The 14,371-nt window shown below is 69.1% G+C and carries 8 protein-coding genes; 3 read left to right on the plus strand and 5 right to left on the minus strand.

Features of this window, described 5'->3' with window-relative positions; genetic code table 11:
* Window positions 1–18: 18 nt before the first annotated feature.
* The 5 genes from CEK66_RS07665 to CEK66_RS07685 form a co-directional block, all read right to left on the minus strand.
* A complete protein-coding gene (locus CEK66_RS07665) occupies window positions 19–831 on the minus strand; it encodes a fused MFS/spermidine synthase (RefSeq protein WP_152236461.1) in 813 nt (270 codons plus the stop codon).
* Window positions 828–1,793 (minus strand): 5'-nucleotidase, encoded by a 966-nt coding sequence (locus CEK66_RS07670; protein WP_017907609.1) that lies wholly within the window; start codon window positions 1,791–1,793, stop codon window positions 828–830. The genes CEK66_RS07665 and CEK66_RS07670 overlap by 4 nt, the downstream gene beginning before the upstream one ends.
* Window positions 1,794–1,924: 131 nt before the next feature.
* Window positions 1,925–2,695: an NAD kinase gene (locus CEK66_RS07675; RefSeq protein ID WP_026143327.1), complete on the minus strand. Its 771-nt coding sequence runs from the start codon at window positions 2,693–2,695 to the stop codon at window positions 1,925–1,927.
* Between the two features lie 201 nt (window positions 2,696–2,896).
* Complete coding sequence (locus tag CEK66_RS07680) at window positions 2,897–3,523, minus strand: hypothetical protein (protein ID WP_148828601.1); 627 nt, start codon at window positions 3,521–3,523, stop codon at window positions 2,897–2,899.
* A 278-nt stretch (window positions 3,524–3,801) separates the two neighbouring features.
* Window positions 3,802–8,919, minus strand: coding sequence for an NAD-glutamate dehydrogenase domain-containing protein (locus tag CEK66_RS07685; RefSeq protein ID WP_226978529.1), 5,118 nt, complete (start codon window positions 8,917–8,919; stop codon window positions 3,802–3,804).
* Window positions 8,920–9,160: 241 nt separating this feature from the next.
* Between CEK66_RS07685 and CEK66_RS07690 the strand changes: the two genes are divergently transcribed.
* The 3 genes from CEK66_RS07690 to CEK66_RS07700 are packed head-to-tail and all read left to right on the plus strand — an operon-like array spanning window position 9,161 to window position 14,280.
* Window positions 9,161–9,814, plus strand: coding sequence for a TetR/AcrR family transcriptional regulator (locus CEK66_RS07690; RefSeq protein WP_152236462.1), 654 nt, complete (start codon window positions 9,161–9,163; stop codon window positions 9,812–9,814).
* Window positions 9,811–11,094 (plus strand): efflux RND transporter periplasmic adaptor subunit, encoded by a 1,284-nt coding sequence (locus CEK66_RS07695; RefSeq protein ID WP_152236463.1) that lies wholly within the window; start codon window positions 9,811–9,813, stop codon window positions 11,092–11,094. Before CEK66_RS07690 ends, CEK66_RS07695 begins: the two co-directional genes overlap by 4 nt.
* Window positions 11,095–11,106: 12 nt before the next feature.
* Window positions 11,107–14,280 carry a multidrug efflux RND transporter permease subunit gene (locus CEK66_RS07700; protein ID WP_152236464.1) on the plus strand — a complete coding sequence of 1,058 codons (3,174 nt, stop codon included), beginning with the start codon at window positions 11,107–11,109 and terminating at the stop codon, window positions 14,278–14,280.
* Window positions 14,281–14,371 lie beyond the last annotated feature (91 nt).

A 14,371-nucleotide genomic window follows, 5' to 3' on the forward strand; every position in this document is an offset into this window, starting at 1 on the left:
CGGACAGCGCAGCCCCGGCTAACGCACCCCGTCCGCCCCCGTCCTGCCCGCCAGCGCCTGCTGCACGCGCCGGAACGGCATGCGCAGTTGCCAACGCGCCGACCACGGCAGGCGGGCCAAGGCCGCGTGCGCATCCAGCGCCGGCAGTGCACCGGTCCAGGCGAACACCACCTGGTTGTCCATCTGCGGCTCGTCCAGGCGCAGCACGCGGCCGCCGAACAGCGCGCGCAGATGCGCCAGGTGGCGGCGCGTGTCGGTGTCGTACAGGTTCACCGCCAGTACCCCGCCCGGTGCCAGCGCCGCGTGGCAGTCCTCGTAGAAGCCGCGGCTGAGCAGCGCGGCCGGGATGCCGTCGGCGTCGTAGGCGTCGAGCAACAGCAGGTCATAGCGGTCGCGCCGTTGCCGCAGCAACCGCGCGCCGTCGCCGTGCACGGCCTCGAAGCGCGCATCGTCGTCCGGGATGCGGAAGGCCGCGCGCAGGGTCAGCACGTCGGCGTCGGCCTCGATCGCCTCGATCCGCGCCTGCGGCAGGTGCCGATAGCAGAACTTGGCCTGCGAACCGCCGCCGAGGCCTACGATGCCGATCCGCCGCGGGTCCGGGCGCAGCAGCAGCGCACCGAGCATGCTGCGCGTGTAGCCCACCTGCAGCACGTCCGGCCACCAGGTGTACATGCGGCTCTGGGTCACCTCGCCCTTGAACTGCAGGCTGGTGTAGCGCCAGCCGTGGCGCACGTAAGGCCGCCCGGGACGCAGGTCGGCGGGCACGCCCGCTCCGTGCCGCAGCAGGCGGCGCAGCGCGGCCCAGCGGCCGCCGCCGGGCGCCGCATTCACGGCTTGGCGATGTCGTTGGCGACCCCGTGCGGCACATGCCCGGCGGCGACGCGCTCGCGGGCGGCGCTGTCGATGTTGTGCTGCGAATCGTCGAAGAAGATGTCCGCGCCGAAGGCCTGCAGGAACGGCCCCTTGTGGCGGCCGCCGAGGAACAGCGCCTCGTCCAGGCGCACGCCCCATTCGCGCAGGGTGCGGATCACCCGCTCGTGCGCCGGCGCGGAGCGCGCGGTGACCAGCGCGGTGCGGATCGGCGAGGCCTCGCCGGCCGGGAAGGCGGACTGCAGCGCATGCAGCGCCGACAGGAAATTGCGGAACGGCCCGCCGGTCAGCGGCTCGCGCGCGTTCTCGCGTTCGTAGCGACCGAACGCCTCCACGCCCTGCTCGCGCGAGAAGCGCTCGCCCTCGTCGCCGAAGATCACCGCATCGCCATCGAAGGCGATGCGCAGCTGCGTGGACAGACGATCGGCGTCGATCGCGCCGGCGGCCGCGGCCGCTTCCTGCGCATGCTCGCCGGGCGGCTTGGGCAGGATGGTCGCCGCGGCGATGCCGTGGCTGAGCGCGCGCCGCACCGACTCCGGGTTGGCCGAGAGGAACAGATCGGTACCGAACGGCTTGACGTAGGGCCAGGTCGCCTCGCCGGAGGTGAAGGTGGCGCGGACGATGCCCAGCCCGTAGTGCTGGATCGAGTTGAAGATGCGCAACCCGGTATCGGCGGAATTGCGCGACAGCAGGATGACCTCCACCGGCGGCGTCTCCGGCGGCGTGCCCTGATTCAGCGCCAGCAGCTTGCGCACCACCGGGAACGCCACCCCGGGCGCCAGCACATCGTCCTCGCGCTCGCGCTGATACGCGCTGTACGCCTCCACCCCCTCGCGCTCGAACAGGGCATGGCCCTCTTCCAGATCGAACAGGGCGCGCGAGGTGACCGCGACGGTGAGCAGACGGGGGGAGTTGTCGGACATTTTGGCTGGGAGTGGGGAATCGGGAATGGGGAATAGGTAAAGCGGTCTACAGGCAAGGAACCGAGCAGGGGAAACGGGAGACACGGAAACCGCTCTTGCGATTCCCCATTCCCGATTCCTCACTCCCCGCCCTACACCATAAATTGCTCGCTCAGGATCCGCTCCTCCAGATTGTGCTCCGGATCGAACAGCAGGGTGACCAGGCGGTCGCGGGATTCGCGGATGGTGACTTCGACCACGTCGCGGGTCTCGTGCGAGTCGGCGGTGACGCTGACCGGGCGCTTGTACGGATCCAGCACGCGGAAGCGCACCTCGATGTCGGCCTTGAGGATCGCGCCGCGCCAGCGCCGCGGCCGGTACGGCGCGATCGGGGTCAGCGCCAGGGTGTGCGAGCCCAGCGGCAGGATCGGTCCGTGCGCGGAGGAGTTGTAGGCGGTGCTGCCGGCCGGGGTCGACACCAGCACGCCGTCGCAGATCAGTTCATCGACCCGGGTCTGACCGTTGAGATCGATGCTCACGTGCGCGGCCTGACGGGTCTGCCGCAGCAGCGAGACCTCGTTGTAGGCTAGCGAGCCGGTGGTGGCGCCGGATTCGGTCTGCGCCAGCATTTCCAGCGGACGCAGCTTGGCCGGCTCGGCCAGGGCCAGGCGCGCGACCAGGTCGTCGTCGCGGAACTGGTTCATCAGGAAGCCGACCGTGCCCAGCTTCATGCCGAACACCGGCTTGCCCAGGCTGCCGTGGCGATGCAGGGTCTGCAGCATGAAGCCGTCGCCGCCGAGCGCGCACAGCACATCGGCGTCGGCCGGCTCGCAATCGCCGTAGCGCCCGACCAGTTGGGTACGCGCGTGCTGCGCCTCCGGCGCGACGCTGGCGAGGAAACAGATGCGGGGCGAGGACGGCAGGACGGAAGCATTCATGGCCCCGATCATACCCGGGGCGCCATGACCGGCGCGCGGCGGCGAACCGGCGGCACGCGCTTGCAGCCGAGGCAGCGGCCAATCCGCGGCAGTTGCATGCCGCGTCCGCACCGCGCTGTGATGGGACCTGCGGCGACAGCCATTGCAGGCCGGTGCCCGGTACCGGGCCGAGTCGCTCCGCCCGCCTTATCTGCCGGACACGAAGTCGCGGCACGCAGTCTCCGTCGCCTGCTCCTGCATCGCCTGGCGCACCGATGCCGGCACCAACGGGCCCAGATGCTCCCGCACCTGCTGCGCCAGTTCCACGGACCGGATCTCGCCCATCCCCTCCTGCGTGCGCGCATCGGCCAGGCACAGCCAATACCAGGCACGCGCCAGATCCCGGCACGCTTCCGGGCCGCAGGCCTGGATCCAGGCCAGTTCGGGTTCCCAGCCGGCACCCGAGCACCAGCCGGGACGGCTCCATTCGGCCAGCAGCGCGGCATGGTCCGGGATGGTGCCCACGCCCAGGAAGCGACGGCGGCCGTACGCGCGCATGGCCACGCTGCAGCCACGGATGTCCAGCCAGGTGCGCGCATAGACCGCACGCTTCAGTGCTGCCAGTGCCGCGGCCTGCTCGCCGTTGGCGTCCAGCTGCAGAAACAGCGCATACGCGGCATCGCCCACCGATTTCCTGGCAAGTGCACGCAAGCGTCGCAGGTCGCCCTGCCGTGCCTGCTGCAGCGCACGCTGCAGCCGCAGCTCCAGCGGAGGCTGCAGTGCCAGGAAGACGATCAACAACAGGAGCACTGCGGGGATGGCCAGGTACAGCATGTACGCCTCGAAATGCGGCGCTGCAGCCGTGTGCTCGCCCGATGGCGCGGATCGTATCAGCGCGGGCTGTCAGAATCCCGCGGCCTTGCATGACGCGGTCGGTCGCCGCAGCGGTGCGCCGCCGGCCTGGCTCCAACGAAGAACGTGGGGCGAGCGCGGATCCCCGCCACCGACGCGTGACAGCAATCGCCTGCCACGCGCCATGCGTCGCCATCGGGCGACGCGGTACCGCAGTGGGCCAGACCCGCGCGCGCGGGCCTGGCCATCGGCGCGATCGTTCAGACGCCGTGCGCCGCAAGCTGGCCGAGTCGCTGCACCGCCACCGACACCGTCGGGTAGTCCAGCGTCTTCTGCGCAGCCAGCTCCTGCAGCATGCTCAGGGTGAAGCGCAGGCTGCTGTCGTCGCGCTGCAGCCAGTGCTGCACCTTGGCCTCGGCGGTGCCGCCCGGCAGGCTCAGCGCCTGGCCGGCCAGCACGCCGTGGTGCTTGGCCAGTTCGTCGCGCAGCACGCCGCGGGCCACCGCATGCCAGCGGCCGTTGACCTCCAGCGCGTCGATCTGCTCGAACAGCCACGGCAACTGCAGCGCCTCGCCAAGGCGGAAGTGCACCTTCGACACCTCCACCGGCTTGAGCTTGCGGTTGCGCGCCATCTCGATGATGTCGAACGCCGGCTCCAGGAAGCGCAGTTCCGACAGCTGCTGGGCGAGCGCCGGCGGCAGGCCCTTGTCCTGCCACTCCTGCACCAGGGCCTCGTAGCGCGGACGCTGCGAATCGGGCAGCACGCCGGAGGCGACGCGGATATCGTTGAACGGCTCGTAGTAGCGCTCCACCGCGGCGGTGATGCCCGGCATCGGGCCCGGACGGAACAGCAGCCAGCGCACGAAGGCGCGCTGCAGCGTCCAGATCACCTCCAGCGCGTCGATCTGCACCGACTCGGGCACCTTGCCGTCCAGCGCGTCGATCTGCGTCCACAGCGCGCGTGCATCCAGCGTCTCGCGGCTGATGGTGTAGGCCTTGGCGACCTCGGCGATGCTGCGGCCGGTGTCTTCCTGCATGCGCATCAGGAAGGTGGCGCCCATCCGGTTGATGGTGGTGTTGGTCACCGCGGTGGCGATGATCTCGCGCTTGAGGCGGTGCCGCTCCATCGCATCGGCGTACTTCTTCTGCAGCGGCTGCGGGAAGTAGCGCTGCAGCTCCCTGGACAGGTACGGGTCCTCGGGGATGTCCGACTCCAGCAGCTGCTGGAACGCCACCAGCTTGGAGTAGGACAGCAGCACCGCCAGTTCCGGCCGGGTCAGGCCCTGGCCACGCGCCTTGCGCGCAGAGATTTCCGCGTCCGAGGGCAGGTATTCGATCTGCCGGTCGAGCAGGCCCTGCGCCTCCAGGGTGCGGATGAAGTGCTGCTTGGAGCCCAGGCGGGTGACGCTCATCCGCTCCATCAGGCTCAGCGCCTGGTTCTGGCGGATGTTGTCCCACAGCACCAGCTCGGCCACTTCGTCGGTCATCGACGCCAGCAGCTTGTTGCGCGCGTCCAGGGTCAGCTTCTTGGCCTGCACCACGTCGTTGAGCAGGATCTTGATGTTGACCTCGTGGTCGGACGTATCCACGCCGGCCGAGTTGTCGATGAAGTCGGTGTTGAGCAGCACCCCGACCTGCGCGGCCTCGATACGGCCGAGCTGGGTCAGGCCGAGGTTGCCGCCCTCGCCCACCACCTTGCAGCGCAGCTCGCCGCCGTTGACGCGCAGGCCGTTGTTGGCGCGGTCGCCGACGTCGCCGTGGGTCTCGCTGGCGGCCTTGACGTAGGTGCCGATGCCGCCGTTCCAGAACAGGTCCACCGGCGCCTTGAGGATCGCGTTCATCAGGTCGTTCGGCGAGAGTTGCTTGACGCCCGGCTCCAGGCCCAGCGCCTCGCGCACCGGCGCGCTGATCTCGATCGACTTGAGCGTGCGCGGGTAGATGCCGCCGCCGGCGCTGATCAGCTTGGCGTCGTAGTCGGCCCAGCTGGAGCGCGGCAGCTTGAACAGGCGCTCGCGCTCGGCGAAGGACGCCGCCGCGTCCGGGTTCGGGTCGAGGAAGATGTGGCGGTGGTCGAACGCGGCCAGCAGGCGGATGTGGCGCGACAGCAGCATGCCGTTGCCGAACACGTCGCCGGACATGTCGCCGATGCCCACGCAGGTGAAGTCCTCGCTCTGGCAGTCGCGGCCCAGCGCGCGGAAGTGGCGCTTGACCGACTCCCAGGCGCCGCGCGCGGTGATGCCCATGCCCTTGTGGTCGTAGCCGACCGAGCCGCCGGAGGCGAACGCGTCGCCCAGCCAGAAGCCGTGATCCAGCGCCAGGCCGTTGGCGATGTCGGAGAAGGTGGCCGTGCCCTTGTCGGCGGCGACCACCAGGTACGGATCGTCCTGGTCGTGGCGCACCACCTGCGGCGGCGGCACGATCTTGCCGCCGACGATGTTGTCGGTGATGTCCAGCAGGCCCTGGATGAACAGCTTGTAGCAGGCGATGCCTTCGGCCAGCACCGCGTCGCGGTCGCCGCCGACCGGCGGGCGCTTGCAGAAGAAGCCGCCCTTGGCGCCGACCGGCACGATCACCGTGTTCTTGACCATCTGCGCCTTGACCAGGCCCAGCACCTCGGTGCGGAAGTCCTCGCGCCGGTCGGACCAGCGCAGGCCGCCACGCGCCACCGCGCCGAAGCGCAGGTGCACGCCTTCCACGCGCGGGCCGTACACGAAGATCTCGCGGTACGGACGCGGCTTGGGCAGGTCCGGCACCTTGGCCGAATCCAGCTTGAAGCTGATGCAGTGACCCAGCCCGCCATCGGCGGTGCGCTGGTAGTGGCTGGTGCGCAGGGTCGCCTCGATCACGCCCTTGAAGCTGCGCAGGATGCGGTCCTCGTCGAGGCTCGCCACCTGGTCGAACAGCTTCAGCAGCGCGGCCGAGACCGCCTCCAGCTGCGCGTCGCGGCTGCCGCTGCGCGCATCGATCACCGGCTGCAGCGCCTTCAGCGCCGCGGCATCGTCCTTGGCCAGCGGGTGCAGTTGCGCCGTCAGCGCGGCCTGTCCCTCGGCGATCTGTGCCTTGCTCTCGTTGCCGGTGGCCGGATCGAAGCGCGCCTCGAACAGCTCCACCAGCAGCCGCGCCAGCAGCGGATAGCGGTTGCAGGTCTCTTCCACGTAAGCCTGCGAGAACGGCACGCCGGTCTGCAGCAGGTATTTGCAGTAGCCGCGCAGCACCGCGACCTGGCGCCAGCTCAGGCTGGCACCGACGATCAGGCGGTTGAAGCCGTCGTTCTCGGCGTCGCCGCGCCAGATCCGCACGAACGCCTCGCACAGCGGCGCGTCGGCCGCGGCCACATCGATGCTGCCGGCCAGCGGCTCGACCTCGAAGTCCTGGATCGACAGCGGCGTGCCATCGACCACCAGCCGGTACGGACGCTCGGAGATCACCCGCAGGCCCAGGTTCTCCATCATCGGCAGCACGTCCGACAGCGGCAGGTCGTCGTGCTGGCGGTACAGCTTCAGGCGCAGGCTGTCGGCGCCGTCGCGGCGCAGCGCCTGCAGACTCAGGTGCAGGTCTTCCGGACCGCGCAGCGCGGCCAGGCGCTCGACGTCGCGCGCGGCAATCTGCGCGGTCGACTCCTCGATGTAGCCGGCCGGCAGCGCGCGGCCGTAGCCGGCGGCCAGGCGCAGGCCATCGCGCTCGCCGCAGCTGGCCACCAGCGCCTCGCGCAGGTCGTCGTGCCAGTTGCGCAGCAGGTGCGCCAGGCGCGATTCCAGTTCGGTGGTGTCGAACTCCAGCGCCTCGCCCGGCTTGGGCCGCACGATCATGTGCAGCTGCGCCAGCGGCGATTCGCCCAGCACCACGTTGGAATCGATGTACTCGCCGTGCAGCGCGTCCTTCAGCAAGGCCTCAATGCGCAGGCGCACGTCGGTGTTGAAACGCTCGCGCGGGATGTACACCAGCGCGGAAATGAAGCGGCCGTACTTGTCGCGGCGCAGGAACAGGCGGCTGCGCACCCGCTCCTGCAGGCCCAGAATGCCCATCGCGGTGCGGTACAGCTCTTCCTCGTTGGACTGGAACAACTCCTCGCGCGGCAGCGTCTCCAGGATATGGCGCAGCGCCTTGCCGCTGTGGCTGCTCGGGGTCAGCTCGGACTTGCGCATCACGTAGTCGAAGCGCTCGCGCACCAGCGGGATCTCCCACGGGCGGCGGTTGTAGGCGCTGGAGGTGAACAGGCCGAGGAAGCGCTGTTCGGCGACGATGCGGCCCTTGGCGTCGAATTCCAGCACGCCGATGTAGTCCATGTAGCCGCTGCGGTGCACCCGCGAGCGCGCATTGGTCTTGGTCAGGATCAGCGCTTCCTTGGTGCCGGACTCGCTGAGACCGTGTGCGGCCAGCGTGCGCACCGGCCGCGCCGGCGACTTGTCCTGCCCGCGCAGCAGGCCCAGGCCGCTGTCTTCCAGCGGCGCCAGCACGTCTTCGCCGCCCTGCTTCTCCACCCGGTACTCGCGGTAGCCGAAGAAGGTGAAATGGTCGGCCGCGGCCCAGCGCAGGAATTCCTGCGCCTCGCGCCGGCCCTTGTCGTCCACCGGCAGGCGCCGCGTGGTCAGGTCGTCGGCCAGCGCCAGCATCTTCTCGCGCATGCCGCCCCAGTCGCGCACGATGTTGCGCACATCGCCGAGGATGCGCCGGATCGCCGCTTCCACCTGCGCCATGTCTTCCGGCGGCTGGCGGTCGATCTCCAGCGCCATCAGCGATTCCGCCTTGCCCTCGCCCACGTTCTCCAGCGTGCCGCCCTTGTCGCGCTGCATGCGCAGCACCGGGTGGCCGAGCACGTGCACACCGATGCCCAGCTCGGCCAGCGCCATGCTCACCGAGTCGACCAGGAACGGCATGTCGTCGTTGACGATCTGCAGCACCGTGTGCAAGGACTCCCAGCCGTCGTCCTTCAGGTTCGGGTTGAACACCCGCACGTTGACCGTGCCCGGCTTGCGCTTGCGTGCGAACTCCAGCATCGACGCGGCCAGCGCCGCCCACTCCTGCGCGCTGTGGTGGGGGAACTCGTCCTCCTCCATGCGCTTGTAGAACTCTTCGGCGAAGGTCTGCGCCTCCTCCTGGCGCGCGGCCGGATAGCGCTTGCGCAGCGCCGCGAACACCGAGGCCAGGCTGAAGGCGCTGGCGGCCGGCGCCGCGTCGATCACCTTGGCGGTCGCCGGCACGGTCGCGGCCAGCCTGGGCGGCGTCGCGGCCTTGCGCGGGGCGGCGGCCTTGGCCGCAGGCTTGGCGGCCGCCTTGGTCTTGGCAGGCGCCTTGGCCGGCTTGGTGGCGGACGGGGTCGCGGAGGTGCGGGTGGCGGCCGAAGATTTGGAACGGGAAGCGGCGTGTTTGGGTTTCATGACGGAGAGCAGCAACGATGCTCGATGGGAAAGCCGGAATTGTACCGGTGCTCCGTTCAACTACCTTGCTGCATCGCAAACCAATGGAGCGGCCGCGGCGACGCGCCAGATCGCGCAAAGCGACCGCAACACCATCATCACGCGGCGGTCACCATGCTTTGCCAGCCACGCTGTTGTCAGCAAGAACACCCCTGTGTCAAGGCTGTTCTAATTCTAAACTGGACGGTATAGTCCACAATCGATGAGCACTCCCCTCGCCTCCGCCGCACAGCGCCAGGCGCGCGACCAGCGCGTGTACGCTGCCGTGCGCGAATTGCTGGCCGAGGAAGGCATGGGCCTGAGCATGGATGCAGTGGCGGCACGTGCCGGCTGCTCCAAGCAGACCCTGTACAGCCGCTACCGCAGCAAGCAGGGTCTGCTGCGGCGCGCGATGCAGGATCACCTGGACTTGGCCACCGCGCACCTGGAGCCGGTGCAGGACGACCTGCGCGGCAGCCTGCTGCGTTTCGCCTGCGAGTACCTGGAACAGCTGTCGGAACCGCGTGTGCTGCAGAGTTGCCAGCTGATCGCCGCCGAGTCGCGGCACTTCCCCGAAGAAGCGCGCGCCATGTTCCGCGACAGCGCCGGCGCGCTGATGCAGCGCCTGAGCGAGCGCTTGCGCGGCGCCATGGCGCGCGACCAGCTCCGGCATGACGATCCGCACTTCATGGCCGAGCTGCTGTTGAGCATGATCGTCGGCATGGATTTCGAGCGTCAGCGCTTCCACAGCGCGCATCGCGGCGACGCCGCCGCGCAGCGCGCCTGGGCCGAGTTCGCCGTGGACGGCTTCTTGCGCGCGTTCGCCGCCGCCCCTTTCCTTCCTTCTACAAAACCAGACCGGAGTACCACCCGATGACCTCCCCGTTGCGTTCTCTCGCCCTGGCCTGCGCCGTCGTGGTGGTGTTGGCGTCCTGCAAGAAACAGGAGCAACAGCAGGCCATGCCGCCGCCGGAAGTGGGCGTACTGCAGGCGCAGCCGCAGACCGTGCCGCTTGAGCGCGAACTGGTCGGCCGCCTGTCCGCGTTCCGCAGCGCCGATGTGCGCGCCCGCGTGCCCGGCGTGCTGGAAAAGCGCCTGTACACCGAAGGCACCGACGTCAAGGAAGGCCAGCCGCTGTTCCAGATCGACCCGGCGCCGCTGCGTGCGACCCTGGCCTCGGCGCAGGGCCAGCTGGCCGCGGCCGAAGCCACCTACGCCAACGCCAAGGCCGCCGCCGCCCGCGCGCGCAGCCTGGCGCCGCAGGCCTACGTGTCCAAGTCCGACCTAGACAACGCCGAGGCCACCGAACGCAGCTCCGCCGCGTCGGTGCAGCAGGCCCGTGCGGCGGTGGAAACCGCGCGCATCAACCTCGGCTACGCCACCGTCACTGCGCCGATCGCCGGCCGCGCCGGCAAGCAGCAGGTCACCGAGGGCGCGCTGGTCGGCCAGGGCGACAGCACGCTGCTGACCACGATCGACCAGCTGGACCCGCTGTACGTCAACTTCTCGATGAGTTCCGACGAACTGGCGCAGCTGCGCCAGGCGCAGACCGAAGGCAACGTCGCCCTCAACGCCGAGGACAAGTCCACCGTGCAGATCAAGCTCGGCGACGGCAGCACCTATGCGCATGCCGGCACCCTGGACTTCTCCGGCGCGGCGGTCGACCCGAGCACCGGCTCGGTGACGCTGCGCGCGCTGCTGCCCAATCCGGACCGGGTGCTGCTGCCCGGCGCCTTCGTCAGCTTCTCGGCCAACCTGGGCCAGCGCAAGGACGTGTACCTGATCCCGCAGGCGGCCGTGCTGCGCGACGCCAAGGGCGCCTATGCCTTGGTCGTCGGCAAAGACAGCAAGGTGGTGCGCAAGGACCTGACCACGGTCGGCCAGCAGGGCGACAAGTGGATCGTCAGCGGCGGCCTGCAGAACGGCGACCAGGTCGTGGTCAGCGGCCTGCCCAAGGTCAAGGAAGGCGCACCGGCCGTGGCCAAGCCGTGGGATCCGAATGCCGCCGCGCAGGGCCAGGGCCCCGCTGCCGGCGCGGCTCCCGGCCAGGGCGCCCAAGGCGCCGCGGCGCCGGCCAAGGGCGCCGCCCCGGCGCAGGGCGCAGCGCACGGCGATGCGCCGAACGCCGCCTCGCCTTCCGACCAGCCGAAGCAGTAACGGACTCCCCCCATGCCTAAGTTCTTCATCGAACACCCGGTCTTCGCCTGGGTGGTGGCGATCCTGATCTCGCTCAGCGGCGTGATCGCCATCCTCAATCTCGGGGTCGAGTCGTATCCCTCGATCGCCCCACCCCAGGTCACCGTCAACGCCACCTATCCCGGCGCCAGCGCCAGCACCACCGAACGCTCGGTCACCCAGGTCATCGAACAGCAGCTGACCGGCATCGACCACCTGCTGTACTTCAGCTCGTCGTCGTCCTCCAGCGGCAGCGCCACCATCACCCTGACCTTCGAGACCGGCACCGACCCGGACATCGCCCAGGTGCAGGTGCAGAACAAGGTGTCGCTGGCAACCCCGCGCCTGCCCTCGGAAGTGACCGCGCAGGGCGTGGTGGTGGCCAAGGCCAACGCCGGCTTCCTCAGCGTGATCGCGCTGCGTTCGGACAACCCATCGATCGACCGCGACGCGCTCAACGACATCGTCGGGTCGCGGGTGCTGGAACAGATCTCGCGCGTGCCCGGCGTCGGCAGCACCCAGCAGTTCGGTGCCGAGTACGCCATGGACATCTGGTTGAACCCGGAGAAGCTGCAGGGTTACCACATGTCCGCCACCGACGTGTACAACGCGATCCGCGCGCAGAACGTGCAGTTCGCCGCCGGCTCGCTCGGTTCGGATCCGGCGCCGCAGGGCCAGTCGTTCACCGCCACGGTCAGCGCCGAGGGCCGCTTCACCTCGCCCGAGCAGTTCGAGAACATCATCCTGCGCGCCGACGGCAACGGCACTGTGGTGCGGCTGAAGGACGTGGCCCGGGTCGCGTTCGGCCCGACCAACTTCGGCTTCGATACCCAGTACAACGGCAAGCCGACCGGCGCCTTCGCCATCCAGCTGCTGCCGGGCGCCAATGCGCTGAGCGTGTCCGAGGCGGTCAAGGCCAAGATGGACGAGCTGCAGCCCAGCTTCCCGCAGGGCGTCACCTGGTTCACGCCGTACGAGAGCACCACCTTCGTCAAGATCTCGATCGAGGAAGTGGTCAAGACCCTGGCCGAGGCGATCGTGCTGGTGTTCCTGGTGATGCTGGTGTTCCTGCAGAACTTCCGCGCCACCATCATCCCCACCCTGGTCATCCCGGTGGCGCTGCTGGGCACCTTCCTGGGCATGTGGGCGATCGGCTTCACCATCAACCAGCTGACCCTGTTCGCGATGGTGCTGGCGATCGGCATCGTGGTCGACGACGCGATCGTGGTGATCGAGAACGTCGAACGCATCATGTCCGAGGAGCACCTGGCGCCGAAGGCAGCCACGCACAAGGCGATGACCCAGATCACCGGCGCGGTGGTGGCCATCACCGTGGTGCTGGCGGCGGTGTTCATTCCGTCGGCGATGCAGCCCGGCGCGGCCGGCGCGATCTACAAGCAGTTCGCGATCACCATCGCCATGTCGATGGCGTTCTCCGCCTTCCTGGCGCTGAGCTTCACCCCGGCGCTGTGTGCGGCGTTCCTCAAGCCCACCCACAACGACAACCCGAACTGGGTCTACCGCACCTTCAACAAGTACTACGACAAGCTGGCGCACCGCTACGTCGGCGCGGTGGGCAACACCATCCGCCGCGCGCCGCGCTGGATGGCGGTGTTCGCCCTGCTGGTGGTGCTGTGCGGCTTCCTGTTCACGCGCATGCCGGGCAGCTTCCTGCCGGAAGAGGACCAGGGCTTCGCGCTGGCGATCGTGCAGCTGCCGCCGGGTGCGACCAAGACCCGCACCAACGAGGTGTTCGCGCAGATGCGCGGCGTGCTGCAGCAGCAGAAGGCAGTCGAAGGCATGCTGCAGGTGGCCGGCTTCAGCTTCCTTGGCCGCGGCGAGAACGTGGGCATGGGCTTCATCCGGCTCAAGCCCTGGGACGAGCGCGACATCGCCGCCGGCGACCTGATCCAGCAGTTGAACGGGATGTTCTACGGCATCAAGGACGCGCAGATCTTCGTGGTCAACCTGCCCACGGTGAACGGCCTGGGCCAGTTCGGCGGCTTCGACATGTGGCTGCAGGACCGCAGCGGCCAGGGCGAGGAAGCCCTGCTGCAGGCACGCAACATCGTGCTCGGCAAGGCCGCGCAGCGCCAGGACACCCTGGCCGGCGTGCGTCCGAACGGCCTGGAGAACTCGCCGCAGCTGCAGTTGAAGGTGGACCGCGTGCAGGCGCAGTCGATGGGCCTGTCGGTCAACGACATCTACCAGTCGATCCAGCTGATGCTGGCGCCGGTGTACGTCAACGACTTCTTCTACGAAGGCCGCATCAAGCGCGTCAACATGCAGGCCGACGCGCCGTTCCGCACCGGTCCGGAGTCGCTGCGCAACTTCTACGTGCCCAGCAGCTCCGCCTCCGATAGCAGCGGCCTGCCGCAGATGATCCCGCTGAGCACGGTGGTGAGCTCGGACTGGATCTACAGCTCGCCGTCGCTGAGCCGCTACAACGGCTACTCGGCGATCAACATCGTCGGCAACCCGGCGCCGGGCGGCAGTTCCGGCCAGGCGATGAGCGCGATGGAGGACATCGTCAACAACGACCTGCCGCCGGGCTTCGGCTTCGACTGGAGCGGCATGTCGTACCAGGAAATCATCGCCGGCAACACCGCCACGCTGCTGCTGGTGCTGTCGATCGTGGTGGTGTTCCTGTGCCTGGCGGCGCTGTACGAAAGCTGGTCGATCCCGGTGTCGGTGCTGCTGGTGGTGCCGATCGGCGTGCTCGGCGCGGTGGCGTTCTCGCTGCTGCGTGGCCTGCCGAACGACATCTACTTCAAGATCGGCCTGATCACGGTGATCGGCCTGGCCGCCAAGAACGCGATCCTGATCGTCGAGTTCGCGGTGGAGCAGCGGGCGATGGGCAAGACCCTGCGCGAGGCCGCGGCCGAGGCGGCGCACCTGCGTTTCCGCCCGATCCTGATGACCTCGTTCGCCTTCATCCTCGGCGTGCTGCCGATGGCGATCTCCACCGGCGCCGGCGCCAACGCCCGCCACGCCATCGGTACCGGCGTGATCGGCGGCATGCTGTTCGCCACCGTGCTGGGCGTGCTGTTCATCCCGCTGTTCTTCGTGATGGTGCGGCGCATGCTCGGCGACAAGCTGGACGAGCCGTCGAAGGAGTTCACGCAGATGCAGGAAGCCGGCCTGGCGCGGCATCAACCTGACCGGTAAAGCCGGGACCCGGGACCCGGGACCCGGGACCCGCAAAGGCTAGAAGCAAAAACAAAGAAGCGGCCGCAAGGCCGCTTCTTTGTTGAAGGCA

The organism is Xanthomonas sp. LMG 12460 (assembly GCF_009192895.1).
GTDB classification, from domain to species: Bacteria; Pseudomonadota; Gammaproteobacteria; order Xanthomonadales; family Xanthomonadaceae; genus Xanthomonas_A; species Xanthomonas_A sontii.